Genomic DNA, 24,032 nt, shown 5'->3' on the forward strand with positions numbered 1-24,032 from the left:
GCGTACGCGAAATAAGGAGGTGGCTATGCGACTCTATCAAAATTTGACAAATAAAACGAGGGTGGTAAAATCTAGGAGATTAAAATAATAGGAGGTAACGAATGAAAGTTTTGAAATGGTCCTTGCCGGCAGTCTTGTCGCTGTCGCTGCTCGTTACGGGCTGCGCGGGCGGGAATGACTCCGCCTTCTCGATGGACGAGGAGGAAGCCGGGACGTTGAAAGTGATGGCGCATGACGAATCGTGGTTTTTCCAGCAATACGGCAATTTGTTCAACACGAAGTTCCCGAACGTCGAGATTGAAGTGCTAAGCATGCGTTCGCTCTACGGCGAAGGCGTGACGGATTACGAGAAGGCGTTCGCGGATTTCATCGAGAAAGAGCAGCCGGACGTCCTTATGCTCAGCATGGATCAATACGTGAAGTTCGCCGAAGAAAACAAGCTGACCGAGCTGGACGCGATGCTCGAGGAAGAGGATTTCAAGAGCGCCGATCTGCTGCCTTCCGCGGTGGAGCGGATGAAGGAGAAGGGCGGCGGCAAGCTGTATGGACTGTCCCCTTTCTTCTACAGCCAAGCGCTATTCTACAATAAGGACTTATTCGATAAGTACGGCGTTCCGCTTCCGGACAAGAGCTTAAGCTGGCAGGAGGTGTTCGAGCTGGCGAAGCGATTCCCGACGGGTGGCGATCAGAAAGATCGCGTGTACGGGTTCTCGTATGGGTACGGGAATTTGACGAACATGGGCATGATGATCGGCAGTACGGAGGGACTCCGCTACATCGATCCTGCCGCGACGAAAATTTCGATAAACACGGACGGCTGGAAGCGCGTGTACGAGACGACCTTGGCCGCCGTCAAATCCGGCGCGATCTATTCGCCGGAGATGGTGAGCAGCGGGGCGGGGGACGGCAGTTATTCGGATTACATGGAACGGGACAAGTTCCTGTCCGGCAAAGCCGCGATGACGATGAATGGCTCCTATTACATGGACGAGCTCAGCCGCGCCGGCGACTTCAACAAGGACTATAAGCCGTTCGCGTGGGGATTGCTGACGGAACCGATCGATCCGGCCAATCCGGGCACGGGGACGACGCTCGATCTGTCGGAGATCTATGCGGTCAACGCCATGGCGGCGAATCCGAAGGCGGCCTGGCAGCTCGTCAAGTATATTAACGGCGACCAGGCGGCGAAGCTGCTCTCGCGGACGCAGAGCGGCAGCTTGCTGACGCGCACGCAGTATAACAAGAACAAGGTGAAGGGCGATGTGAACTTGGAGCCGTTCTACGCGCTGAAGCCTCGAGAATCCAACGATTATAACACGAACATTCCGGGAGACTTCTATACGCCGTTCTTCGATAACGCGGAGAAGGAGCTGAAGGCGGTGCAGTCGGGCAGCCAAAGCTTGGACGAAGCGCTGCAGGCAATCGAGGCGAAAGGGCAGCAGGAGCTGGATAAGGCGCGCAAAGCCCAGGAAGCCGAGAAGGCGAAGAAAGCGGCCGAGAGCGGCAGCGACGGGGCGGAGTCCTCCGGCGGAGGCGCGGAAAGCGTTCGGGAGGCGGAGACGACGGAGAGCGCATCAGCGGAGTCTGCAGCGGAGCCGGCGTCATAGTAACGCGCGGAATGGAAATGTCATAACTTAATGAAGTAAAGCCGCTGTCCGAGTACCGGATCAGCGGCTTTACTTTATTGCGTATTATTTGCTCGCGACCGTCACGTCTTGTACGGCCTTGTAGATCGTGTCGTACAGCTCTTCGAGGTACGGCTCCTCGATACAGGAGAACGCGACGCGCAGATCGGTTTCGCCCAGGGCGATCGTGCCGATGCCGTATTCGTCCAGCAGCCGCTGGCGGACCGTCTCGGCCGGGACGTCCTTGAGCTTCAAGCACATGAAGTAGCCGGAGTTGAACGGATAGTAGCCCCATACGTCGCCGTAGCGCCCGCTGTCGAGCAGTTCCTTGACGCGGTTGGCGCGGCCTTTCATAATGTTGAACTTCTCGGCTTTCTGCGCTCCGAATTCCGGCGCTTGGAGCGCGTGAAGGACGAATGTTTGGGAAGGATGCGCGCCGCTTGAGATCGTGGCGCGGATAATGCCGAGCGTCTTCTGCTCGAGCGCCGCCAGCAGTGATTCCGAAGGGCTCGCGAACGTGATGAAGCCGACGCGGAAGCCCCAGACGTATTCTTCCTTGGTCGCGCCGTCTACCTTGATCGCCAGCACGCGCTCATGAAGGTCGGCCAGCTTGCCGAACAGCGACTCTTGCAGCGAATCTTCGAAGAAGAGGCCGAAGTACGCATCGTCCGTCACGACGACGACGTTCACGCCGGCTTCCGCGGCATCGCGGATCGCGGCGACGATCTCTTCGCCTTCCTTCGCATTCGGCGTGTAGCCGGTCGGATTGTTCGGGAAGTTCAGCACGACGATCGCTTTGCCTTTGCTCTTCTGCGCGAGCAGCGCTTCGCGGAGACCGGCGCTATTGAAGCGCTCTTCTTCGTTATACAGCGGATATTCGACGATCTCGGCGCCGCGGCGGACGCCGAAGGTCAGCTCGTAGTTCTCCCAGTTCTTGTTCGGAATGACCACGGCGTCGCCGGCGTCCGCGAACAGGTCGGCCACGATGCTCAGGCCGTGCGTGAGCGCGTTCGTGACGACCGGATTGCCGAAGCTTTTGCCCGCGAGCGAAGGATTCTCCTTGATCATCTTCTCGCGCCACGCGGCACGCAGCTCAGGCTTACCCGCAGGAGGCGCGTATTCGTAAATGTCCTTCGGATTGTACGCGGACAACGTATCTTGAATGACCTTCAGGTGCATCGGTTGACCGCCCTCGGTCGCGATGCCGATCGTGGCGTTGAACTTCTTCGCTTTCGATTTCGCTTCCGCGGATTGGCTTAAAATGCCGACTTTCGGAAAATAAATCGCTTTGCCAAGGGACGACAACATCGCGTAAATGTGCGGATTTTCACGTTCGATCGTCGCGTTCAGCTGCTGGGCAAGTGGGTTCATTGCACTCATTCCATCCTTCCACAAATTGGTTCGTAGGTTTGGGTTCCCGTGTTGAAAACCGTTTAGGTGATATTATATCACTATTTTAAGGCGGAAGCGCGTTAAAGAAGGATGAAAATTGATAAATATTTAACATTTCAAAGCATTTTGTTCACGAATGTTCGCTTTGCGAACTATTTCGAGAAAATGCTGCATCGGAAGCATAAGCTTAGCCATTTTTCATGGAATGTTCGCTTTGCGATCATAAACGAAAAATTGCGGGCTTCGTAAGCACATGCTTTGCATTTTCGTATTAAATGTTCGCTTTGCGAACGAATTCGAGAAAATGCTGCATCGGAAGCATAAGCTTAGCCATTATTCACGAAACGTTCGTCGTCCCTATCCTATGATAGCGCCCTTCGGCTTGCGCCTGCAGAAGCGGCGATGCCGATCTCTTGCGAATCGCGGCGGCCCAGTGTAGAATGACATCGACATTACCGGACGGATGGGAGGAATTTTCGCGGTGCTACATCTTCCGCCATCAAGTTATATCTTGAAATCCGCCTTTGCTAAAATCGTATGCGAGCCCGGCTGGAAGTGGCAAAAACGCGAAAAGCCGATGGCCAATTACGACCTGTTCTACGTCTGGAGCGGGGAAGGCGAAGTCATTCTCAACGATGAACCGTTCCAGGTCGGAAAGGGCAGCTGCTTCCTCTTCCGGCCCGGCGACCATACAAGCGCGACGCATAATCCCCAGAAACCGCTCATTCTGACGTATATTCACTTCGACGTGAGCGAACCGGCGGCGCTCGTGCCCGAGCCGTACCGCGTCTTGGCCGAGACGATCGATTTCGAGCATTTGCTCTCCCGTTACGTCCGGCTGTTCCTCGTGAACACGTACGCGGCCGAGGAAGAAGCGAAACTCATCTTGAAGCAGCTGATGATCCTGCTCCTTCGCGACGATATAATGGGCACCGGACCGGTGGAACGCAAAGCGAGCAACCAGCTGACCGAGGCGATCCACGAGATCGCGAACTTCATCCGGCAGCATCCCGGCGCGGCGCATCGGGTGGAGGACTTGGCTCTTCGCGCGCAGTTGTCGCCGCGTTATTTCTCGATTAAATTCAAAGAGATCGTCGGCGTCTCGGTGCAGACGTACATGATCCGCACGCGGATCGAACGCGCGCAGCATCTGCTCATGCATGCGGGGATGAACGTGACCGAGGTGGCGGATGCGCTCGGGTATCGAGATATCTTCTTCTTCAGCCGCCAATTCAAGCAATATACCGGCAAAAGCCCGTCCGAGGTCAGATAAACCTTGGCGGGCTTTTCGTCATTCGCCAAACGGAATTAGTCAAACGGCTGTTGGTGGGCCGGACAGTAGCGGCGCATGAGCTCCAACGTCTCCGCGTCATACTCGCCGCCGCGTTCGAGCAGTCCGCCTTCGACGGCGTGACGCGGCTTCTCCTTCAAGTTTTGGCCGAACTTGAACTTGCCGATAACGTTGATCGGGTCAATCCGAACAACCGCAACGCCCTTCAGGCGCGGCGCGTAGTCCGGGTCGTCGGCATCGATCGTTTTGTAGCCGCCTTCCGGCTGGAGCTTGCGCATGAGCGCTTCGAGCGCGAGCGCCTTCTCGCGCGGGTCGTCGACGATGACGGCCTCGCCGTCGATCCGGACGGATTTGAAGTAGCTCGTCGCCGGACAAGCCATGAGCGGATCGGAGAAATAGGAGGGGATGATCGCATATTCCTTGGCGACGGCGAAGGTCACCTTCGATCCCGCGCGCAGCGCCGTCATTTTCTCGCCGATCCGGCTGCCATGAAAATACAGTTTGCCATCGGCATAGGCGTAGTTAAGCGGCGTGACGATCGGAGCGCCGTCCTCGTCCACCAAACCCAGAAAGCCGAAGCTCATCTCCTCGAGAAACGCCTTCGTGTCTTCCTCTTGTTCGTCGTGCATCTGAAATTCTTGTCTGCGCATGGCCCCGTCATCCTCTCTAGATTCATTTAGTAGCCATCTTAATGCGAATATTGACATTTAAAAAGATCCAATCTAGAGTGATTTTAATGTACCAGTTAGGAATAGGGTCGGTGTGCCATGAATGTTCGAACGGGATATGAACGTTATTACGCGGCTTACGGGCGCAAGACGGAGGCGCTGTACCAGGCGATGCGGGACGCGATCGTCAGCGGCCTCGCGCAGGAAGGAACGCGGCTGCCCTCCAGCCGGGCGGTCGCGGCCGAGTACGGGCTGTCGCGGGGAGCGGTGAATCAGGCGTACGATATGCTGTATGCCGACGGCTACGTTCGGACGGAGGCGGGGAGCGGAACGTTCGTCGCCTACCGTCCGGTTGGCGCACGCGTTACGCGCGCGAAGGATCCGGAAGAGGTCAGATCGGCGGCCATTCGACTATCGGCATGGGGCGAGCGTCTGCAGGCGATCGGCTATGCGGAGCAAGCAGGCAAGGAGCCGCGGCCGCGCATTGATTTCGAGACGAACGTTCACGCGCGCGAGCTATTTCCCGAAGCGGAATGGAAAAAAGCCATGTATGCGGAAGTTAGAGGCGCGGGCGGCAAACAGAATGCGTTGCCGGGCGAAGGCTATTATCCGCTGCGGGAAGCCATTGCCGTCCACTTGAGGCGCGAACGCGGCATTCGAGCCGACGCGTCGCGGATCATGCTGACCAACGGTTCGATGCAGGCGATCGGCTTGCTGTCCATGCTGCTCGTGACTCCTGGCGACGCGGTCGTCATCGAGAATCCGACTTATGCCGGCATCGTCCGCGCGGTTCAAGCGGCGGGCGGCACGCTCCTGCCTGCTCGCGTGGATCGGGAAGGCATCGTGCCGGAGGAGTGGGACGCGCGTCTGCTGTTCGTAACGCCGACGCGCCATTTTCCGACCGGGGCGGTGCTGTCTTCGGAGCGTCGAATGGCGCTGCTGGACTGGGCTTCCCGCCAAGGAGCCGTCGTCATCGAGGACGATTACGATAGCACGTTCCGCTGGAGCGGCCGGCCGAACGAGCCGCTCAAGGCGTTGGACCGCGAGGACCGCGTCGTCTATATCGGCACGTTCTCCCGCACGATGCTCGGCGAGCAACGGATCGGATACGCGCTTCTGCCGGAGCTGCTCGTGGAGCCGTTTCGTCGGGCGAAGATGCTGTTCGAGCCTTCGTCCAGCGCGCCTGAAGCCCAGCGGGCTTTGGCCGCGTTCATCGCCAGCGGCGCTTACGACCGCCATATCCGGAACATCCGGCGGGTGAGCGGGCGGCGATTGCACCGGCTTCGTCGCGAGATGAGCAAGCGGCTTGCCCGCTGGTTCGCGTTCGTGGATACGGACGCCGGGCTGCATTTGTTTGCCTATTGGACCGGATTGCCGGGGGATTACGATCGACTGCGGGAGGCGTGCGGGAAGATAGGCATTCGGTGGGCGGACGGCTCGCGGTTCTGGGTCGAGCACATGCTGGCAGGTGCGCCGGGTCGGACACCCGTTGAGCGGGAGGATGGCGGGCAGGAAGGTCCGGACACACGGTGCGCGCTGTTCGGCTTTGCGCATTTGAGCGAAGATCTGATCGCGGAAGGCGTCGCCGGCATCGAAGCTGCCGCGATTGCGTTATTCGGCGGCAGCGGCCGCGAATAAGAAAGCCGCCTGAACGGCGAGCAACCCGGGACAACCGGGTTATCTGCGTTCAGGCGGCTTTTTGCGTGCAACGTAGGAATAAGGGATGGGGGCTTGCTTAATTGTCGACCAGTACGCCGAGCCGTTCGCCCATCCGTACTTTCAGCCCGACCTTCAAATCCTCGCGCGGGATGAAACTGTCGTCCTCGGCGAGGAGCACGACGGTGGAGCCGAATTCGAAGTAGGCAAGCTCGTCGCCTTTCTCGACCTGGTCGCGGCGCGGTTCGACGTATTTGATGCTGCTGACGTTCATGGCGCCAACCTTGACGACGGCCATCTCGCCCGCGGAGGTGCGAATATACGTAATGAGTCGCTCGTTGCGGCTGAGTACGCGTTTCATGTGGCGAAGGCCGAACTCGTTAACCGGGTAAACCTTGCCCGGTACGTGCTCGCGCTCGACGATGGCGCCGGTCACGGGCGTATGGATGCGATGATAATCCGTCGGGCTCAAGTAGAGCACGAGATAATAGCCATGCTTGTAGTTCTCGGTCCGAGGCGAACGGTTGAGCAGCTCGTCCACCGTGTAATCTTGGCCTTTCACGTTCAGTATGGTGCCGGCTTCGATCGGTCCCGCTCCCGTAATAAGCGCATCTACGGGACTAGCGACCGCTTCGGCCGCGGCGTCGATGATGCGCATGCCGGGCTTCAGCCTACGGGTGAAAAATTCGTTCAGCGAGCTATATTCATGCATTGCCTTCTCGGCTTCTTCCACGCGGATGCCGTACATGGCAGCGAATTTCGGTATAAAGCGCCGGCTGGCAGACGATTGCGCGAATCGTCCGGTTATTTGCGAGATCCATTTGCGGGAGCTAAGCTCGGTCATGGATCGGAGCAGCCATTTGGTCATGCCCGTCATTCACGTCCTTCCTATGTTCAAACGCTGATGCTTGTCGTACTTCGACTAGTTTGACATATCGCGAATGTTTAATCAATACATTCTGGGACTTGATCGCGCCCGGAATGGGTAATCCAATGTTTGGATGTATACGGAATTAATGGTCGATGACGCGTCTTCCATGCGATGTCCAGCCGTTATGGCGACCGGTAGGTTTAGCGCATATAGCCGTCGTGCTCCCCTCGAACGTAACGAAGGTTTGTACCGCAATGCTTTTGCCTATGCTGGCTGGTAGAGGTGATCGGCATGGAATGGCTGGTTGTGATCGGCACCGTGATCGGCGGGGCCTTGGTTTGGTTATTGCGAAAGCTGGGCGGAACGTGGCGGTTGGGCGCTAATCTCGCGGCGCTGCTCGCCTATGTGGCCGTCGTGGCGATCGGCGGCGGCAAGGTGATCGAAATCATCGTGGACGACGAGGTGCTGATGACCACGGTGCACGAAATTTTTCTGAACGAGTTATTTCTGGCGGGGGCGGGTTATTTGGCGTTATTCGGACTTAGCCGGCTGCTGGAGTCGATGGGCAAACGAGCGAGATAGACGCGCGGGCCGGTCGGCGGGTTTGATAGATCTGGAGGGAGAATCGGGATAAAAGCCGAACTCTGCCGGCCTATAGGGAGCCGCCGTTTCCATATGATGGACAGCTTCGTAAGCTAAACTAGCTAGCTATGCGAGAAGGAGCTGATCCCGACATGACACGTCCTCGCATCGCATTTGTCACGCCAGGCGCTTTTCCGCTGCCTTCGCCGAACGGCGGTTCGGTGGAGCGCGTCGTGGAGAAGCTCGTGCCGCGGCTGGTGCCGACGATTGATGCGACCATCTACGGCCGTACCGGCAGGTCGCTGTCCCGGAGCGGGATGCTGAATGGGGCGCGCTGCATCCGTTATCCGGCGGCCGATAAGCGCAAATACACAGCGCATGTGCAAGCGGCCCTTAAGCGTCTGGAGCCGGACATAATCGAGGTGGAGAACCGGCCGATGTACGTGCTGCGACTGAAGCGAAAGCGTCCGAAAAGCCGGATTTGGCTGCATCTGCACTCTTCTACCTTTATTACTGGCAAAGCCATTACCCGTTCCAACCTGGAACGAAGCTTCACCCTTGCCGAGCGGATTATCGTCAACAGCGAGTTTCTTCGCGAAGACGTCATACGCAGGGTGCCAGGTGCAGCCGGCAAAGTCAGCGTCGTCCACCCCGGCGTGGACATCGAACGATTCCCGTCTCAGTATACGCCGGAAGGGGCGGCAAGGCGCCAAGCGCTTCGAGCGGCGAGAGGCTGGGAAGGGCGCAGCGTCGTCATGTTTCTCGGCCGGCTTATTCCCATTAAAGGCGTGCATCACATTCTTCGCATCCTGCCCCGGCTGATCGAGCAGCATCCTTCCGTGCTGCTGGTCATCGTGGGCGGCGCCTTCTACGGTTCGAAGCGCACGACGGCATACACGCGAAAGCTGCAACGAATGGGCGCCAAGTTTCGGAAACACGTCAGTTTCGTCCCTTATGTGCCGCATACGGAGGTGCCCGATTGGTTCATCGCCGCGGACATCGCGGTCGTGCCTTCCGCGAACCGGGAGGCGTTCGGACTCGTCAACGTCGAAGCGATGTCCTCCGGATTGCCCGTCGTCGCCACCCGCGCGGGCGGGATGAAGGAGATCATTGAAGACGGAGTGACCGGCTATCTCGTCTCGCCGGAGAACGTCGAAGATGAATTGGAGCAGCGACTGCTGGAGCTGATGCGAAGCGACGACCTGCGTCTGTTCATGGGATTGAAGAGCCGGGAACGGGTAGAGAACGCGTTTACGTGGGAGCATTCCGCCCAGCGCTGGTTGGCATTGCTGAGGGAGAGCGGATTCGGACACGTGTAGCTGTTATGCGATGTTAGAGAGACTCTCCTTAGCGTAATTATAGGCGGCGCTTGCATTTTGGGTCTTGCTTCCAGTAAGGTCGTACGTTATGATGAGAGGAACATAGGTATATCGTTATAGGACTACGGACAGGAAGCACCTGCTGATAGGCTCGTTTTGAGCGTATTGGCAGGTGTTTTTTTTGTCATTATATGTCGCTATAGGAAAGAAGTGGTGATAGAATGTGATGGAGGATTTTGAAAGAGATTTGTATGGAATGAATGGATTTCGGGATCGGAAGCTATCGACGTTGGCGTATTTCGTAGTTGAAACCTTAGGTAGCGGTGGAAGGGGGATCCGAGTCAAGCAACGATGGCGGGCGGTCGTGCCGTGGATTCTCCTCGCGGCATCCATGGTGTTCATGGCCGGCGCGGAGGCTGCTCCGCGGTCGATCGCGTTGAACGTTGACGGGACGCATGTGCCTGCCAGCGCTGCAGCTGAAGCGCCGTACATCAACACGGATGGGCGTAATCTTGTTTCCTTGCGCCATATTCGCCAAGCGTTGGATGGGGTTCAAGTCAGCTATGACGAGAAGACGAAACGAGCTAAGTTAACTTCGACTACGAAGAAGATAGAAGTGCCGATCGGCCAGAAGCATTTGATGGTGGATGGGAAGAAAATGGTCATGGATACGGTCGCGTCCGCACGCAACGGCGTTACCTATTTGCCCGCTCGAGCGATCGGGGAGGCGTTGGGGTACAAGGTGCAGTGGTATGCGAGGACGGAGACCGTGTACTTTATTTCCGCGAAGGCAAATAACTATGCGCGCTATCGGCTGGTTCAGGCGAAGCCGCTGCCGGTCACGGTCGCATCCGGCGGGTTTAGCGCGACGGTGAGCAAGTTCGAGATTTACCCGATCGACTCGGCAGAAGCCAGGAACATGCAGAAGCACTATGAGCTTTCTTATTTCGGGACGCCCTATTATTTGGCTAACGTACATCTGACGTTGAGCAATGAGTCCGATAAGAGCATTGGGTTCGACTATCAGGACTTTACGCCGAAGTTTGCCTTTCTGATCAATAACGACAAGAGAGTCGCGCTTCCGGCCACTTCGGTCAAAAAGGAATACCTTCAGGCTTTGAATAGCCCTGATCTACTCATGGCATGGCGGCTGGAGGCAGGGAAGAGCCTGACAACCCATGCCGCTTTCGTTCTCACCCAAAAGAACATCGAGTCGATTGATTTTATGGTCGAGGCTAACAGTGGGAAGGCGTCGGCGTTATTAGCCCAACTAGGAAAATAGGCGTCGGTTAACTACATAACGGGGTTCTTCGGTATTAGAACCGCCAATTCGAGAGGATGAACGGTATGAAGAAATCATTGAAGGCAGTCACCGCGGCAGCTCTGCTTGCTGCGACAGTTGGGGCGATGGGGGCAGGTCAAGTTTCTGCTAAGACCACTATCGTGAGCTCCGATATGCCAGTAAAAGTTCTTTATAATGCTAGACAAATTTCAGGGGATGTGGATCTGAAAGTAGTTGATGGTGCTGTATTGGTTCCGATTCGTTTTATTAGTGAGAAGATCGGAGCAAAGATCACGCTAGAAGGGAAGGAAGTCACGATTTCTAACGGAAAGACAGTCGTGCAAGTCACCATCGGGTCGAGGACGGCAGTTGTAGGCGGGAAAAGTAAAGCGTTGAATGCGAAGGTTATTTCCGAGAATGGCCGTACTCTCGTTCCGCTGCAGGCCGTGGCTGGACTTGGAATTGCTGTCGAGTGGGACAGTATGACTAGATATGTGTGGGTAGGGCATAAGAACGTTCCAGAACTAAAAGATGAGGAACCTAAACCAACTGCACTCAAACCGTATCTAAACTATTACAAAAATGACGGATGGATGCTTAATTTAACAGAACCTGCAACAAATACGACCACCATTATCGATCAAACTTCATTTCCATTTAAGATTGGAAATCGTGTTTTTTATAGATTTGATTTGTCATTCAATGATAGAAATGAAACCTACATTAAAGCAACCACAACAGATAAAGGCATTATGGTAACACCTCTATATTTCTTGACAACTGATGGAAGGCTTCTGTTCCGGGACGCATTAGATAAACTTCGTGTTTCTAATGGGGATTTTCGGACACATTTTTACCCTATCATTTCGGAAAGAGATAAGTATCTTCTTAACAACGCTAATTATAAAAAATTTTCACTCAAGCAAGTAAGCTATATTCAATTATTTGCAACATATGATAGCTTTATTTTTTTGAAAAATCCTTGGAGGTAGGATAGCTTTTGATTATGATGCGGAGAAGGTACTCAATTTTTATTATTTGCATCCTGCTGACAGGATTATTTATCGAAGTGATTCCTGGAGTGAATTTTTTCGCTAAGGCTGCCTCCTCAATTGGCAACAATGCCATGGTTACTCCCGTATCGCTAATAGAAGCGCCTTATAACAGGCCTCCAACCTCGAGATACGCCGTCGGTTTTATGTCCTACGAGATTTGGAAAAACTCCGCTGGTGAGTGGGTTAGCAAGAAACCTGGAGACCAAGCTGAAATGAGCTATACCTATAGCTTCAGTTTTCCTGGTAGAACAGTTCGAGATGTAAAAATTAGGGCATTTTCACCAACATCAGATGGTTATGTTTTCACTAAATCTCGTGGAGAAGATTACAGATCTTACGCACAATATGTTGGCAGCTCATCAGAACCTAGTATCGTACAAAATAGTAAAACAAGTGAGGGCACAAGCAGTATATCATTTACAACACGTATTGATGGGGTATTAAACGCCAAGAACCCGGTCGATGCAATTGAAGGTGAACACGATAAGTTTGATCCGGATGTAGAAGCATGGAGGTATCTATATCCGGTTGTCTTCGAATTCACGCTCGACGGCTCTCTAGAAGTCCACCACTTCACAACGGACGGCGTCAATATCGACCACGTGTTCACCGGCCAACCGAACACCCAGACTAAGTCCATGGAGGTGAACAAGCCGTATTCCGCATCACCGGGAACAAACGCGAAGTATACATATACCGGGTATAAGGAGCAAAATGAAACCGCCCCTTCCGGCGGATCTATCAATCCCGGAACGCCAAGCTCATTTACCTACAACGGGTCGTACGACACGAAATACATCAATTTCTACTACGAAACCGGTGCCGCGGTAGACGTCAAGCACCTCACGACAACCGGCGCTAGTCTCGACCCGGTTCCATTCAAGAACCACGTCGATAAGTTAGCAGACGGCCAATCATATACGGCGACGATTCCGAATGCGAGCGGCTACCAATACGTTGGCTACCGCAAGACGACCACCGGTACGGAACCAAGCAAGACGGGCGCTTATACCAGCGGACCGTTCGGTACATTCACCTACCAATCCGGCGATTTTCAACGCATGCACTTGCAGCTTGTTTATGAGGTCGCCAGCGATGCGCAAGTCAGCGTTCGGCATATGGTGAGGGCCGGTCCGACTGGGTCGTACAAATTGGAGAAGGAAGACATCAGACCCATCACTTCGCTTCCCTATTCCGAACAATTTAAAGCCAATCCCGAGTACGGAACAATTAACGGTTCAAGCTTGTCTTACCTCCGTTACGATGACACTGTCGGCGCTGGAGACAAGATTAACATAAGCCTGAGTACGACACAGAAGAAAGCCTACGTCTCCTTTTATTACCAGGCGGCACAAAGTTTCACGGGCGACTTCGACGTCGTGCCGGAATCGATCGCGTATAAGGACTCGTTCAAGCTGCATCCGAAGGAATTTCAGCTGAATGGCTGCGCCTACATATCGCACGCGTTCAAAATCGAACGCAATGGCACGTGGATCGGCCCCGCTGTCGCCGGCCAAACGACGGACTCGACCTACTCGTTCGGCGATTACCCGTGGGTCATCGGAGTCGGCTATCATAGCATCTATATGAAGATCAAAACAAGCTGCGGCGAGAGCAATTGGATCGGACCGAAAGCCTTGGACGTAACCGGCCCGACCCAAAACAGCCCGCCAACCTTCAAGATCGGGTTCACTCGCCCCAATGATACGAAGACCGCGCTGAACGAAGTCATCGCAGGCACCGCGCTGGACCTCGTCTACCTTGAAGATCCAACCATACCGACGCCGAGCGATCCGGACGGCGACCTGATGTACTTCATGGGCTTCGACTTTGCAAAGGGGAATGCATTCATTCAATCCATCCCTTCGAAGAGCATCGAATACGTCAACGGTCAGCACGGCATCGCCATGGACGTCATCGGCTGGCATAACGTATGCGGCCAAATGCGCGACGAGTGGGGCGCGACGGCCACCGCTTGCACCTACATCAACGTCGTGCCGCCGAACCCGGTTCCGGTCATCGGCTGTCCGGCGACGGTCATCGAGAATCATCCGATCCCGGATGCCGCTTTCGACGCAAGCCGCAGCTACAGTCCCCTTGGCATCGCGATCGACCATAAGCGCGACGAATGGATCAATAAGAAGACCGAGGGGTATTACAACGGCACATCATCCAACATCGCCGTCACCGTCGGACTCCATGTGTACGACGCGAACGGCTTGAAGTCGCTCGAACCTGCCTATTGTACGATCATAGTCAAGCCGGACCTGCCGCCTGTGGCCAAGCTGGGCGTACCGCCGGTCGCGATTCGCGGCGAGTCGGCTGAAATTCTGAATCGGTCGACCAGCCCGGACGGGGATCCGATCACGCAGGCAACGTACAAATACAAGTACGATGCGAACAACAACGGTTTCGCCGACGACGCTTGGACCAACACAACTGGTACGCTCGCCAAAACGACCTTCACGCCGACGAAAGTCGGGAAGTATCTCTTCTATGTCAATATCACCGAGGCTTACGGGAAATCCGACGATACGGCGGGAGAGCTCGAATCGACCTTGACGCTCGACGTGGTGAACCAGGCGCCGGAAGTGAGTTTCGCGATGGAAGGCAAGAACCCGAATCCGGACTTGGACGGATACACGGAGCTAGCGCCGGACCAGATCATCAAGCAGCCGCTGTATGTCACGAACACGAACCAGCCGGTCAATAACGCCGCTAATCTGTGGGAAGTGGCGGGGAAAAAGCTTGTCGGTCTGGAAGGACGCAACTTCGGAGCGCAGGACGCGAAGCCTTATCGCATCAGCCGAACGATGTTTGGCGGCAACGGCAGAACGTACGATTCGTTCGAGACGTTAATCATGGCCGATAACGGCTACGGACCTAATCGCCTTTCGCCATGGCGTTCAGCTGTGGGGAATTCGGCGACATTCTCCTATCCTTTGGTCGATCCGGATACGAAGTCATTTTTCCGTTTCTCCGGCGGGGATATCGGCCGCGGCGGCGTGGGCGATCTCTACTCCAACAAAAAATACGTGTATTTCAGTACCTACAGTTCGAGCAGGGAACTGAACGGCGAGTATACCTATACGAACAAAATCTACGCGCTGGACCCCAAGAAGCTGAGTCCCGTACGTACGATTATCGGGGGATGGGGAACGTTTACGCGCGAGTATACCAACGGCAGCCCGTTTGCGTTCATCATCAGCAAGAATAATCCGTCCCACCGCCTCCTGACCTTTAAAGGATCAGACGGCATAGAGCGACAAATCTACATGTATCCCGGGGAATTCAACCAGTGGAAAGTGGTCGAAGGATACATCTATGCGACGCGAAACTGGGATGGACGCTATGATGGCCAGAGCTATTATAAAAGCGAAATCGTCATCTACGACGCGTTCACCGGGAAGCAGATACGCAGCTCTCTGGACATCCCCAATTATGATGCGCAGTTGAAAAAGATGCTGTCCGACCATGGACTGAATACAAGCGATGGGATCGGTTCATTCGTCAAAGGGATCAGATCCAGCATCATGGTGACGCATGGCGCGAGTTACGCGAAGGAATCGCAGATTTTTCAGTACAACTATAAAATCAACGCGGACCTCACCTTTACGTTTCTGCACGCGCAGAAAGCGCCTGCACCAAAGTCGGACTATGCGAAAAACAACTATGTCCCGAACAATTTACTGTACGGCGCGGCGAGCGATAAATTTTTCGATGCGGCGGGCAACTGGTATCAGTATGAATGCTACTACCCCTACGCGGGCGGCTGGCGGGGATATCCGGATTTAAACGTCGCCAAATACAACGCGGAAGGGAAGTTCATGTGGCGCGTCTATTTAACGCCATCCCATCAGTTAAACAGTAATTTACCCGGAACGACGCTGGATGCGACGTATCTAAGCGTCTATTACAACGCCATGGAGACGATAGCGTCCTTAGCTCTCGATCCCATCAGAGGGGAGCTGTACGCCAAGTATTACTATGACTACTATTCCAGCCAAGGCAATGTCATCCCCAATGCCATGACGGAGCTGAAGGTCATCAATGCGGCAACGGGGGCGGTCAAAAAGACGCTAAATGATCAGAGTTCCGCAGATGAGCTTCAACGGTACAATTACACCGGCGGTCCGAATATGCGTCTGGGGCCAAAGTTTTATATGGATTGGACGAACGGAAACACGGCAAACGGCGATAGCGCGACCGTCACCATCGAGGGTAATCGAACCAACCGAACGAATGTGTGCACGAATTACGATATCGGCGTTCAATTGGGCTATCACGATATTGTGGATAGAACAGGCAACAAAATCGGCCAAGCCGGCGCGCCATGCGGTTTTAGCCCGCAAGTGTTCGGGGAGTACGTCCAGGATGGGGTATTCGCATCCTTCAGCGGCGCCCAATGCGACGGGTGCTACAACCCGCAGGATGTCGTCCATCTCAATATTTCGATCGGCCAGCCGTCTACCTCGCCTGCCATGGTCAAATCGTTCACGAACGGTCAATTTTATTCGCCGACATCAACGATCCTGAAAGACTTTGAAGCGCGGTTTGCGTTTAACATTCGCGACATCGACTATGATCAAGAATGGTTCGGCTATTCCTTCCGGATGAGCGGCCCGACGCAGCGTTATGCGGTCGAGAGCGACGGTCGCACATTAGCGTTGGCGGTATACAAATCCGGCAGCCGGACGGTGCTGGACAGCGTATCGTATCCGTTCCAAAGCCAAAAGGATTACATGTTGAAAGTCCGGGCTGCCGGCGAGGAATTGGAAGTGCTCCTGAACAATACGCCGATACTGGCAGCCAAGGACGCGACGTATGACGAGGGGAAATTCGGCTATTTCAGCGATAAATCCTACGTCACCCTTGGCAGCATTTTCTACAAGTCGCTGTATCGCGGCTCGCCATGGTCCCATGCTTATGCCATCTGGGAGGAAGGGGCAGCCAAGGCGGACGTACAGTACAAGGATATCGTCTTCGCCGACCCGGAGAACGACCCGGCCGCGGGCGGTCAATTCGACTGGTCGGTGCGGCATACGGCGCGGTTTATCCATCATCAAGGCGTATCCAAGCTTCACGGCAAGACGTTCGCCGATGCTCAGCTTGCCTTTGACGCGGTCGGCGATTACGCGATCCAGCTACGGGCGAAAGATGATCCGAACCCCGGTTACTTGTTCCCTAGCACCGTCTTCGGGAGTTATCGAAAATCTTCGAATACGTTCGAACAGACGATAACCGTCCATCGGCGTCCGATCGCGGACTTCAGCGTAGCGCAAGGGGAGGAGGGCTTCATCGAGTGGACGGACCGCAGCCGCGATCCGGACCGCTATTGGAGCGCTTCGGACTATTCCTCGGAAAGTACGGGCATCGATTACAAGCTTAATCGCGGCATCGTGGAGAAGCGGTTTTATTACATTTCGCCAGGCGGCGGATATGCGGCCAAGAAGCTCACGACGCCCGCGGAGACGGGGACTTACGAGATCGGCATGGCCGTCAAAGACGAGTACGGGGCATGGAGCGAATACGATGTCGAATTCATCTCCATCGGCAGGCTGCCTGCTCCGGATGACCCGCCGGTCCCCGGATTCGCGGCGAATCCGATCGAGACGCACCGCGGCGCGGCCATTACGATCTCCTCCTCCGCATCGGATAAGGAAGATGGTAGCAGAGAAAACATAGCGCACGCCTATTATGTGTCGAAGCTAGGATCCGAAGAGAACGAGGCGCTGCAAAGCACGTCCCGCACGACATGGTCGAAGGCGTTCTCGACGCTCGGGATTTTCCGAATCCGTCAGGTGGTCGAGGATTCCGCCGGCCAAAGCGCGGAGCTGACTCGCCAGGTGACGATCGTGAATCGTTCGCCGTCCGCGCAGGTGACGAACCCGGCGAGCTCGAATCCGGCGGCGCCGACCGTGGTGAAGGAGCCGCGTCCGCGGTTCGAATGGACCTTCGGCGATCCGGACGCGGATGCGCAGTCGCAATTCCAGCTGCGCATTACGAGGCAGGACGGCAGCTTAGTTGCCGATACGGGCGTTCGCTCGGGCGTCCAGATGGAATTTGCGCCGACGGCGGATTTGCCGGAGAAAATATTGCTCAACGTGAACGTGCGGGTGTTCGACGGTTATGATTGGAGCGGCTGGAGCACGCCGAAATACTTCACGATCATTACGAACGATCCGCCGGAGGGCGACTTCGGCTGGACGCCAAGCCCCGTCTACGAAGGGGATGCGATTCAGTTGACGCATACGTTGGCCGATCCGGATGACGATCTCTTAACGCTGAGCTACCGCGTTACTGCGCCAGGCGGCCAATCGTCGACCTACGCCTTCGAGACGAGCCCGCCGTATACGGCGACCGGGCCCTCCTTCAAGGCCGTTCAGCCGGGGAATTACACGGTCGTGCTCTCCATCTCCGATGGCCAAGCGGCTCCCGTCCTGGTCGCGAAGACGATCGCCGTGCTTCCGCTCGGGCTGACGGGCGCGGTTCGGCACACGCCGGAGTGGGACAACCGTCGGCGGGCGTACAACCTGGAGAAGAGCGGCAGCGAGAACGAGCCGCGGGGAGCGCACGTGTTTTGGGCCGGCGAGAAGTTCGTGCTGCGCGCTCAAACGACGGCGACCGGGACGCTGACGACGGCCGTCCGGGTGGACGTGACGATGAACGGATCGACCGTCCGGTTGACGGCGGATAACCCGGCCAAGACCGCATGGAGCGGCGAGCTATGGGAGAGCGGATTCGAGGACTTGGCAGATGGTCCGCTCGCTTTTGTTTTCCGCGTCCAATACAGCAACGGGACGGTGAAGACGGTCTCCGTACCCGTGACGATCGCGGGCAATGTGAACCAAACGTACGGCGTTCATCGCAAGCAATAGGCAATTGCCACAGGAAGAAAAAGGGTTGACAGTATGAATTGGCACGGGGTATAGTCGTACCATGAAATCCACTAGGGGCGCCCATCCGGGCTGAGATAAGGCGAGCAACGCCTTGGTCCCTTCGAACCTGATCTGGGTTATGCCAGCGTAGGAAAGTGGGAATGTGCGTGCGAATCCGTCATGCCTGTCTGCAGCAGCGTCTATTGGGCGCGTTGCGCAGCGACCGGCATTGACTACTCCTGTTCGCGGCCGGGACGTGACGTCCGGGTTGCCCGCAGGTGAACCGCGTGAACAGACCGCTCCCTTCGCCGGAGCGGTTTTTTTGTTGCGGCAGGATTGTAACGGCTACGCCGAAGGCGGCCATTCGGCTTCGTTCGGAGCGAGTCTTCGTTACGGGCTTCGCTCGCATAGACGGCCATTCATGCCGGATACCGCATCGGTTGAAGCGAGATAATCGAGATATTATGCCGCGTTATCGCGTTACCGATTTCCTGCGTGCAAGCAGATCGGCAGCGGCGAAATTCGCCATCCTTGATTCGGATCTGATTTAACGGTTGGCATATTCGCGCCTGTCCGGCTTTTTCAATCGCTGATCATGCCTCCTAGGGGATTTCTCATCCACCCCTAGGAGGTTTTTTATTATGCCGATATTAACAACCCCGCTGCCAGGCAGCCGGAAAGTATACGTACAAGGAAGCCGCGCCGATCTTCGCGTGCCGATGCGCGAGATTGCGTTGTCGCCAAGTTCCGTGCGCGGTAACGAAGAAGCGAACGAACCGGTTCGCGTGTACGATGCGAGCGGTCCATACACGGATACGGATTACGAGGCGGATATCCGCCGCGGCTTGCCGGCCTCGCGGCGCGCGTGGATCGAGGAACGCGGCGACGTCGAAGCGTACGACGGACGCGAAGTGAAGCCGCTCGACAACGGCTTCCGCTCGGAGGAGACCGCCGTTAAGCGCGGCGCCGAGCTGTTCCCGGGTCTGGCCCGCCAGCCGCTGAAGGCCCGCGAAGGACGCAACGTGACCCAGCTTCATTACGCGCGCCAAGGCATCGTGACGCCGGAGATGGAGTATATCGCGATTCGCGAAGGCATGACGCCGGAGTTCGTCCGCAGCGAGATCGCGGCCGGCCGCGCGATTATTCCGGCCAATATCAACCATCCGGAGAGCGAACCGATGATCATCGGCCGTCAGTTCCACGTGAAGATCAACGCCAACATCGGCAACTCGGCGGTCGCTTCCTCGATCGAGGAGGAAGTCGAGAAGATGACGTGGGCGACCCGTTGGGGCGCGGACACGATCATGGATCTGTCGACGGGCAAAAACATTCACACGACGCGCGAATGGATCATCCGCAACTCGCCCGTGCCGGTGGGCACCGTGCCGATCTACCAGGCGCTCGAGAAGGTGGACGGCAAAGCCGAAGATCTCTCGTGGGAAGTGTTCCGCGACACGCTTATCGAGCAGGCGGAGCAGGGCGTCGATTATTTCACGATTCATGCCGGCGTACTGCTTCGTTACATTCCGCTCACGGCGAAACGGGTGACGGGAATCGTCTCGCGCGGCGGATCGATCATGGCGGCGTGGTGTCTGGCGCATCACAAGGAGAACTTCCTGTACACCCATTTCGAAGAAATTTGCGAAATCATGAAGCGCTATGACGTGTCTTTCTCGCTGGGCGACGGACTCCGTCCGGGCTCGATCGCCGACGCGAACGACGAGGCGCAGTTCGCGGAGCTGACGACGCTCGGCGAGCTGACGAAGATCGCCTGGAAGCACGACGTTCAGGTCATGATCGAAGGACCGGGGCACGTGCCGATGCATCTGATCAAGGAGAACATGGACCTCCAGCTGAAGCTGTGCGACGAGGCGCCGTTCTATACGCTCGGTCCGCTGACGACTGATATCGCGCCGGGGTATGACCACATCACGTCCGCGATCGGCGCGGCGATGATCGGCTGGTTCGGCACAGCGATGCTCTGCTACGTCACGCCGAAGGAGCACCTGGGCTTGCCGAACAAAGAGGACGTGAAGGAAGGCGTCATTACATACAAAATCGCCGCCCATGCGGCCGATCTGGCGAAAGGGCATCCGCGCGCGCAAATTCGGGACAACGCGCTGTCCAAAGCCCGCTTTGAATTCCGCTGGCGCGACCAGTTCCATCTGTCGCTCGATCCCGAGCGCGCGATGTCCTACCATGACGAGACGCTGCCGGCGGAAGCGGCCAAATCGGCGCACTTCTGCTCGATGTGCGGGCCGAAGTTCTGCAGCATGCGCATTACGCAGGATATCCGCGATTATGCCGAGGCGAACGGGATGCACACGGAAGAAGCCGTGGAGGCCGGCATGAAAGAGAAGTCCGACGCCTTCAAGGCGGCGGGCAGCTCGATCTATGCATAAGCCGGAAGAGCAGCCGCGCTGGCCGGACCGGTATTCCCGGCAGACGCGGTTCGCGCCGATCGGCGAAAGCGGGCAGCGGCTTCTTGAACAAGCGGGCGTGCTGATCGTCGGCTGCGGGGCGCTCGGCGCTTCGCTTGCCCAACACATGGCGCGAGCAGGCGTCGGACTCGTGCGGATCGTCGACCGCGACTACGTCGAGCCGAGCAATTTGCAGCGGCAGGTGTTGTTCGACGAGCGGGATGCGCTGGAATCGCTGCCGAAAGCCGTCGCGGCCGCCCGCAAGCTTCGCCGGATTAACGGCGAGATCGAAGTGGACGCGCGGGTGCTGGACGTGACGAAAGCGAACGTCGGCGAGTTGTTGGAGGGCATGGACGCCGTGCTGGACGGGACCGACAACGCGGCCGCGCGGCTGCTGCTGAGCGATCGTTGTTTCCGGCGGGGCATCCCGTTCTTCTACGGCGGGGTGGCCGGCTCCCAAGGAATGAGCGCGTCGCTCGTTCCGGGCGCCACCGCTTGCTTGCGCTGTCTGATCGGGGGCGGCGAGTCCGATTCGGAAGCGGACACCTGCGATACGATCGGCGTCATCGCGCCGGCCGTGGAATGGGTGGCCGCGCTGCAGGCGGCGGAAGCGCTGAAGTGGTTAAGCGGGCGCCGCGACGCGTTGCGGCGCACGTGGCTAACCGGGGATTTGTGGAACTTCCGGGTTAGGGAGTCGGCGCTCCCTTCCCCCTCGCGGGGGTGCGACATTTGCGGCGGCGCGCAAGCTGCGGAAGAGCGCGGAGACGAGGTGCCGACGTCTCGTGTTCTGGTCCGCGAAGCGATGGACGCGTCCGGCTCGCCGAAGATTTCATCGAGTCATGCTGCTGCTACCTTCAACCGAGTCGACGCGCAGGGCGATGGCGAATCCGGTCCTAACGGCGCTCGCCCGCAAACCGCGGTCTTATGCGGCCGGGATACCGTACAGGTAACAATGGGGGAAAGCGACGGGATAGATCTCGTCGAGGCGGAACGTTGGCTGGCTGCGCGCGGGTGCGAGGTGAGGAGTAATCCGTATTTGGTCAAGGCGGCATTGCCCGAAGGCGAGAAGCTGGTCTTGTTCCCGGACGGCCGAATACTGGTGCAGGGCACGCAAGACCCGGCGCGCGCGATATCGCTGTGCGGGGCGTATCTTACCGGCATGAGGGATGCTGCAATCCAGCGCTGATGGAGAGGAGGAGAAGAGCATGAAAAGCAAGACATTCGACTTCAGTCTGTATGTCATCACGGGCGAGAACTATCATCCGGGGCGCAAGCTGGAGCAAGTGATGGAGCAGGCGCTGCGCGGCGGCGCGGATATCGTGCAGCTGCGGGCGAAAGACGCGCCCAAGCGCGAGGTGCTGGCGCAAGCGCGCATGCTCCGCGATTTGACGGCCCGTTATCAGGTACCGCTGATCATCAACGATCATCTGGACATCGCGCAGGCGGTGTCGGCGGACGGCGTCCATTTGGGCCAAGAGGATTTGCCGCTCGCGGAGGCGCGCGCGATACTAGGTCCGGATCGAATCATCGGCATCTCGACCCATAATATTGCGCAGGCGCTGGAAGCGCAGGCGGGCGGAGCCGATTACATCGGCGTCGGTCCGGTCTTTCCGACCGGCACGAAGCCGGGGCGGCAGGCGGTGACGACGTCTTACGTGCGGGAGGCGGCCGAGCGCGTCACGATTCCGTTCGTGGCGATCGGAGGCATCACGCTGGACAATGTCGACGCGGTGCTCGAGGCAGGCGCCAAGCGGGTCTGCGCCGTGTCGGCCATCGTCGGCAGCGCGGAACCCGCCGAGACGTGCCGGGCGTTCAAGCATCGGCTTCGCGCCTTTGCGGCGATGGCAATGCCGGACCCGGCTTCCAAGCGGATCCGCGTCAACGGCCGCGAAGATTGGACGAACGCCGGGAACGTGCAGGAACTGGTCCGACAGTACGGGCTTCAAGGCGCGCGCATCGTGGTGGAGCTGGACGGCGTCATTCTGTCGCGGGAAGCATGGGCGGATACGCAGCTGGCCGAAGGCGCGCAGCTGGAGCTGGTTCATTTCGTGGGAGGAGGTTGAGGCATCATGATCGAAGCAAATGCCAATATTGACCCGCTCGTCATCGGCGGCAAACGACTGCAATCCCGGTTCTTCCTCGGCACGGGGCGGTTCCCGAGTCCGGCCGTGCTGCAGCTCGCGCTCGAAGCGTCCAAGGCGGAAGTCGTCACGTTCGCGGTGCGCAGGGTGAATCTGGACGACGCGCGGGAAGATTCGATCTTGCAGCATATGCAGGAACGCGAGCTGACTTATCTGCCGAACACGTCGGGCGCGAACAACGCGGACGAGGCGGTACGCATCGCGCGGCTGGCCCGGGCGGCGGGACTCGGCACCTGGATCAAGGTGGAGATTAGCGCCAATCCGCGCACGCTGCTGCCGGATCCGCTGGAGACGCTGCGGGCGACGGAGCGGCTGGCGGCGGAAGGGTTCGTCGTGCTGCCGTATACGTCCGACGATCCGGTTCTGTGCAAAAGGCTGGAGGAAGCCGGCGCGGCTGCCGTCATGCCCGGCGGCGCGCCGATCGGATCCGGCCTCGGGATCTTGAATCCGTACAATATCGGGCTTATCGCCCAAGAGTCGCGCGTGCCGATCATTGTGGACGCCGGCATCGGCTCCGCAGGCGACGTCGTCCAGGCGATGGAGCTCGGGGCGGACGGCATTCTGGTCAACACGCCCGTCGCCAAGGCGCTGGATCCGGTCGGCATGGCGCAGGCGATGCGGCTCGCGGTCGAAGCCGGCCGGTTGTCGTATTTGTCCGGACGCATTCCAAGACGCCAATATGCTTCGGCAAGCAGCGAGGCCGAGGGCGTATCGAAGCCGGCGTTATCCTTAGATACCGATAATAACGGCAATTCGGCACGGGACGTGAAGCTGGATGCCGCGATTGCGGCCCAAGGCGAGAACGCCGCGCGCGAAGCCGCCGTCGCGCTGGCGAGCGACATCAGGCAGCAT

General features: G+C 57.4%; 14 protein-coding genes, 1 pseudogene and 1 riboswitch. Of the genes and pseudogenes, 12 read left to right on the forward strand and 3 right to left on the reverse strand.

The genetic code is table 11. From position 1 onward, the window contains the following. Positions 1-101 precede the first annotated feature (101 nt). A complete protein-coding gene (locus tag BCM02_RS30000; protein ID WP_148932810.1) occupies positions 102-1,607 on the forward strand; it encodes an ABC transporter substrate-binding protein in 1,506 nt (501 codons plus the stop codon). 84 nt (positions 1,608-1,691) lie between these two features. On the opposite strand, the gene BCM02_RS30005 is transcribed toward BCM02_RS30000, so the two are convergent. Further along, positions 1,692-2,996, reverse strand: coding sequence for an aminotransferase class I/II-fold pyridoxal phosphate-dependent enzyme (locus BCM02_RS30005; protein ID WP_148932811.1), 1,305 nt, complete (start codon positions 2,994-2,996; stop codon positions 1,692-1,694). A 502-nt stretch (positions 2,997-3,498) separates the two neighbouring features. Here BCM02_RS30005 and BCM02_RS30010 point away from each other — a divergent pair. After that, a complete protein-coding gene (locus tag BCM02_RS30010; protein WP_148932812.1) occupies positions 3,499-4,290 on the forward strand; it encodes an AraC family transcriptional regulator in 792 nt (263 codons plus the stop codon). A 35-nt stretch (positions 4,291-4,325) separates the two neighbouring features. Here BCM02_RS30010 and BCM02_RS30015 read toward each other — a convergent pair whose 3' ends face one another. Continuing rightward, entirely contained in the window at positions 4,326-4,958 is a 633-nt protein-coding gene (locus BCM02_RS30015) for a pyridoxamine 5'-phosphate oxidase family protein (protein WP_148932813.1), read from the reverse strand. 117 nt (positions 4,959-5,075) lie between these two features. Between BCM02_RS30015 and pdxR the strand changes: the two genes are divergently transcribed. Next, positions 5,076-6,614, forward strand: coding sequence for a MocR-like pyridoxine biosynthesis transcription factor PdxR (gene pdxR / locus BCM02_RS30020; RefSeq protein ID WP_148932814.1), 1,539 nt, complete (start codon positions 5,076-5,078; stop codon positions 6,612-6,614). 97 nt (positions 6,615-6,711) lie between these two features. Here pdxR and asd read toward each other — a convergent pair whose 3' ends face one another. Beyond that, positions 6,712-7,500 (reverse strand): archaetidylserine decarboxylase, encoded by a 789-nt coding sequence (gene asd, locus BCM02_RS30025; protein ID WP_148932875.1) that lies wholly within the window; start codon positions 7,498-7,500, stop codon positions 6,712-6,714. Positions 7,501-7,794: 294 nt separating this feature from the next. On the opposite strand from asd, the gene BCM02_RS30030 reads away from it, so the two are divergent. The 9 genes and pseudogenes from BCM02_RS30030 to BCM02_RS30070 form a co-directional block, all read left to right on the forward strand. Then, complete coding sequence (locus BCM02_RS30030; protein WP_148932815.1) at positions 7,795-8,085, forward strand: hypothetical protein; 291 nt, start codon at positions 7,795-7,797, stop codon at positions 8,083-8,085. Positions 8,086-8,237: 152 nt separating this feature from the next. Further along, positions 8,238-9,404 (forward strand): glycosyltransferase family 4 protein, encoded by a 1,167-nt coding sequence (locus BCM02_RS30035; protein ID WP_148932816.1) that lies wholly within the window; start codon positions 8,238-8,240, stop codon positions 9,402-9,404. Positions 9,405-9,660: 256 nt separating this feature from the next. Further along, the gene (locus BCM02_RS30040) at positions 9,661-10,686 is read left to right on the forward strand and encodes a copper amine oxidase N-terminal domain-containing protein (RefSeq protein WP_187434485.1); all 1,026 of its coding nucleotides are present in this window, start codon (positions 9,661-9,663) and stop codon (positions 10,684-10,686) included. A 65-nt stretch (positions 10,687-10,751) separates the two neighbouring features. Continuing rightward, a complete protein-coding gene (locus tag BCM02_RS30045) occupies positions 10,752-11,678 on the forward strand; it encodes a copper amine oxidase N-terminal domain-containing protein (protein WP_187434486.1) in 927 nt (308 codons plus the stop codon). A 701-nt stretch (positions 11,679-12,379) separates the two neighbouring features. Next, positions 12,380-18,619 carry a glycoside hydrolase family 78 protein gene (locus BCM02_RS30050; protein ID WP_148932819.1) on the forward strand — a complete coding sequence of 2,080 codons (6,240 nt, stop codon included), beginning with the start codon at positions 12,380-12,382 and terminating at the stop codon, positions 18,617-18,619. Between the two features lie 63 nt (positions 18,620-18,682). After that, positions 18,683-18,790, forward strand: a riboswitch (TPP riboswitch). Positions 18,791-19,260: 470 nt separating this feature from the next. After that, positions 19,261-21,021 (forward strand): phosphomethylpyrimidine synthase ThiC, encoded by a 1,761-nt coding sequence (gene thiC / locus BCM02_RS30055; protein ID WP_148932820.1) that lies wholly within the window; start codon positions 19,261-19,263, stop codon positions 21,019-21,021. Next, positions 21,014-22,225, forward strand: a complete 1,212-nt coding sequence (locus BCM02_RS30060; RefSeq protein ID WP_148932821.1) for a ThiF family adenylyltransferase — start codon at positions 21,014-21,016, stop codon at positions 22,223-22,225. Before thiC ends, BCM02_RS30060 begins: the two co-directional genes overlap by 8 nt. Before the next feature lie 19 nt (positions 22,226-22,244). Next, positions 22,245-23,102: a thiamine phosphate synthase gene (thiE, locus tag BCM02_RS30065; RefSeq protein ID WP_148932822.1), complete on the forward strand. Its 858-nt coding sequence runs from the start codon at positions 22,245-22,247 to the stop codon at positions 23,100-23,102. Between the two features lie 6 nt (positions 23,103-23,108). Next, positions 23,109-23,888 (forward strand): annotated as a pseudogene (locus tag BCM02_RS30070) (thiazole synthase); the annotation flags it as partial. Positions 23,889-24,032 lie beyond the last annotated feature (144 nt).

It is taken from the genome of Paenibacillus methanolicus, from assembly GCF_008124765.1.
GTDB classification, from domain to species: domain Bacteria; phylum Bacillota; class Bacilli; order Paenibacillales; family Paenibacillaceae; genus Paenibacillus_Z; species Paenibacillus_Z methanolicus.